The following is a 3,315-nucleotide window of genomic DNA, read 5'->3' on the forward strand; positions in this document are numbered from 1 at the left end:
ATTGACCGCCTGTGGGAAGGGCTGACGTCCTTCCGCTACTCGCTGTTCCGGCTGGAAACGCTGCAACAGTACTCCGGAAGCAGCGAGGACGAGGCTGTCGCGTCGTGGCGACGCACCGGCACCGTGCCGCTCACCGAGGAGTTGCGTCAGTGGTGCGAACGCATCCAACGGCGAGTTAACGACGGTCGTCGCGTGCAGCGCGTGCATGTCGTGCGATCGATGACTACGTCAGCGAGGCCGCAAATAGAGGCATCGATTACCGGACGATCAAGCGGGTGGCCGAATTGGTCAATGCCATGAATGCGAGCGCATTGCAACAGCTGCGCCAGCTTCTGCGTGCGAAGCGATCCGGCCAGTATGTACCTCCGCTCTATCGCACCGGCTCGGAGTGACAGGACGTCAGTGTCGCTGTGGGCACCGTACGGCGTGGAACACCGGCGGGCCGCCAGCGACGGCTCCACCCGCCGTCACAGCTCGTCAGGCACCAACTGCTCGACCACCCGGCCAGGGTGCCGAGCCGTGATCAACAAACCCGAGCAGGCACGCCAACCGTTCTGAAACGGCCTCTTACAAGCTGACAGAGATCGGTAGCTCTCGCGCTTCCACGCTGCGCTTATACGGTTCACAGGGGTAGAACGGTCCGTTCTGCAAGGGGCATTGTTGGCGTGCTATGTGGTGCCCCGTCCTGGTTCATCGGTGTGGAGTATTTGCTATTGCCGCGGAACTTCAGAAGGCGGGGCGTTCGGGTCGTCCGGACGGTACTCGTCGGCGTACTCTACGTCGGCCTTCTTGATCTGCTCGCCGAGCCAGTTGCGCCATTTCTTTAACTTGCGCTTGGTGTCCAAGTCCTTTTCGAGCTGCTCTTTGACCTCGTCGAATGAAAGTTGCTCGCTCGGGGTGACCTCGACCACCTGTCCCACATTCCATCCGTGTTGGGTTTTGACGGGGCCGAAGTACGAGTCTTTATCGGCTTGGAAGGCTGCTTCGGCGAATTTCTCCTGGAGTTGCTCGGCGGTGACGGTGCCCAGGTCGCCGCCCTCGTCCTTGGTGCTTCGGTCCAGGGAGTGCTGGGCGGCCAGTGTGGCGAAGTCGGCGCCTGACTGCGCCTGGGAGAGTATCTCTTGGGCTTTTTGTTTGGAGTCGACCACGATGTTGCGGAGATGTCGCTGTTCGGGCGACACCATCTCGCTTTTACGGTCTTGATAGGTCTTTCGCACTTCCTCGTCGGTTACTGGCTCGACTTCGGCGGTGACTTGTTCGAACAGTTGGCTGGTGGCGAGCTGTCGTTTGAGCTCGTTGAGGACCTCTGCTTCAGCGATTCCTTGGTTTTCGAGGAACTTGGTGAAGGCGTCGCGCCCTCCGGATTGTTGCTGCTCGAGCATCTGATTGAGGGTGTCTCGTGCCTTTTTGTCCGCGATGACGATGTCCTGGCGTTGGGCGGCGCGATCCAGTATATGGCTGACGGCGACTGATTTCGCCGCGTCTTTGTTGAACTGATCCTGTTCTGCTTGTTTGTCCGGCCTTTTCACGCCGTAGAGTGCTTCCAGGGTCTCGATTCTTTTCTGAAACTCGTCCTTGGTGATGACGGTGTCACTGGCCCGGAGCACGGCGTTGTCGGGTAGAGCGGTAGCCCAGGTGAGCGCGACTTGGGTGGCGGCACCGGCTAGTACCAGCACGCTCAACACAAAGCTGATCAGTCGAGCGCGTGCTGTGTGGGGTAGCAGCGTCGGGCGGCGCCGCAGGCTGCGCAGCCCGCGGCCCAGCGCGTGTCGTGTCCGTGCCAGCCTCACCCTGACATCTCCCATCTGTTAACGGGTACGCGTGGGGATCGACCATGTACCAGCGTATCGATCCGCTGGTAGTTGTGAGCGTACCCACATTACCCCAGCACGGTGTGATGGGGAACGAGCCGCGAGACCCTATAGGACCGGGTGCAGCGTGAGAAGCGCAGGCCGTCACCTGATATAGCGGGAACCTGCAGCCGAAGCCGCGGAAGGGCAGCCGGCACGCCTGGTGCGACGCCGACATGGGCAGCTACGAAACCTTAACGGTCCATTCGTGCCCGTTCGTGCTGCGCAAGCCGACCTCGGCCACCGCGGCGCCGCTCGGCACGGCGAACGCCAACCGACTGCGGACTGTAGCACCGGATTTGACGTAATGCAGCATCGCAGGCGAGTCGGATAGCTCAGCGGTGGCTTGCGTACCAAGGCGATGTTCCTGCTTGGCCATGTAGAGAGTTTGCCCAGTCCTGGTAAGGACATGCTGCTTACCAGTCAAGTTCTCCAGCTGCACTGTCACGACCCGATACGGACCCGAGCTCGGTCCAGGCCAGGGGCAACTTCCGCTCAGGCGGGGCGAACGTCGGTGACCGTGACCGTCAACTTCCCCACGGTGACCGCCTCGCCAACCTCCATCGGCGCGCCCACCTCGATGTCTGCAGCGACGTTACCGCTAGTGCCGGTAGGTGCCTGGTCGGCTCCGTCGGCGGTGAGCACGACCACACCGAGCGCGATCCCAGCCACGGATCCGGTTCGACCGTGGGCGTGGCCCTGGTGGGCGCGCAGCCAGTTGATCACCCCGCACCCGACCGCGCCTAACCCGAGTGCGCTAGCTAATCACGACCGCCGACACGGCAGCCAGCAGCAGCCCAAATCCAGCCAGCACCGACGCCGCGGCAGGGCGCTTGCTGGAGGCGTACGGCTGTGGTGCCCCTTCGGGACGGGATTCCGCGCGCTTCACCCTTCCTTTACGCAAGATCGAGTACAAGCAGTGGTGGGCGTAGGACTGTGTGGTGTCTGCGCCCCTGAGCCCGTGAGTGCGACTGGAGTCGATGTGAGCGAAACGTCCCGCCATGTGTCTGGGGTCGCCAGGCGCCTGGTAGCAGCCGCCCGGGGGTGCACGGCACGCCAGTGTGGCAGCGTCACCACGCGGGTTGGCCCTGGTGGCCTGGAGTCGCTGAGCCGCCGTGCTCGGGCACGCGCAGACTGTGATGGGGAAAGGAAGCGTGCCGACTGGGGTGTCGGGACTTCGAAACCGGTCTCGTTACGGCGTCCGGCTCGTACGATGTCTGGTGCTCTCGCTCCTGAGCCGGCCTCGACAGACGCAGTGGGAACATATTCCGGCAGGGATCGGCGCCTGGAGCACCTTCCGGTATGAGGTTTGCGCGACCGAAGGCTGGGGTGGCGCTGGGTCGCGGGCTTGGTGCGCTGGGGCGGTGGGTGCGCCGTGTTCGTCTGCCGCGGGTGCGGGTCGGTGTGCTGTGGGGGTGGCTGCGCCGGGTGCGGGTCTCGGGTCGGGGTCTGGCCGCTGTGGCGG

At 63.5% G+C, this 3,315-nt stretch carries 4 protein-coding genes; 1 reads left to right on the forward strand and 3 read right to left on the reverse strand.

Annotation, left to right across the window (positions count from 1 at the left end):
* On the forward strand, positions 1-300 hold a 300-nt coding region (locus tag CHB84_RS23325; protein ID WP_217898698.1), incomplete at its 5' end, for a DUF6879 family protein.
* Between the two features lie 410 nt (positions 301-710).
* On the opposite strand, the gene CHB84_RS21985 is transcribed toward CHB84_RS23325, so the two are convergent.
* From CHB84_RS21985 to CHB84_RS23120, 3 genes are all read right to left on the reverse strand, one after another.
* Entirely contained in the window at positions 711-1,790 is a 1,080-nt protein-coding gene (locus tag CHB84_RS21985; protein ID WP_176440095.1) for a foldase protein PrsA, read from the reverse strand.
* Between the two features lie 244 nt (positions 1,791-2,034).
* A complete protein-coding gene (locus tag CHB84_RS21990; RefSeq protein WP_141134784.1) occupies positions 2,035-2,229 on the reverse strand; it encodes a hypothetical protein in 195 nt (64 codons plus the stop codon).
* Between the two features lie 116 nt (positions 2,230-2,345).
* On the reverse strand, positions 2,346-2,522 hold the full coding sequence (locus CHB84_RS23120; RefSeq protein ID WP_176440096.1) for a hypothetical protein: 177 nt from the start codon (positions 2,520-2,522) through the stop codon (positions 2,346-2,348).
* Positions 2,523-3,315 lie beyond the last annotated feature (793 nt).

Origin of the sequence: Haloechinothrix alba (assembly GCF_900188115.1) — a bacterium.
In the GTDB taxonomy this organism is placed as follows: Bacteria; Actinomycetota; Actinomycetes; order Mycobacteriales; family Pseudonocardiaceae; genus Haloechinothrix; species Haloechinothrix alba.

Excerpts from the sequence above, each read along its gene's own strand:
- CHB84_RS21990 (WP_141134784.1), bottom strand. The coding sequence starts at position 2,229 with ATGGCCAAGCAGGAACATCGCCTTGGTACGCAAGCCACCGCTGAGCTA.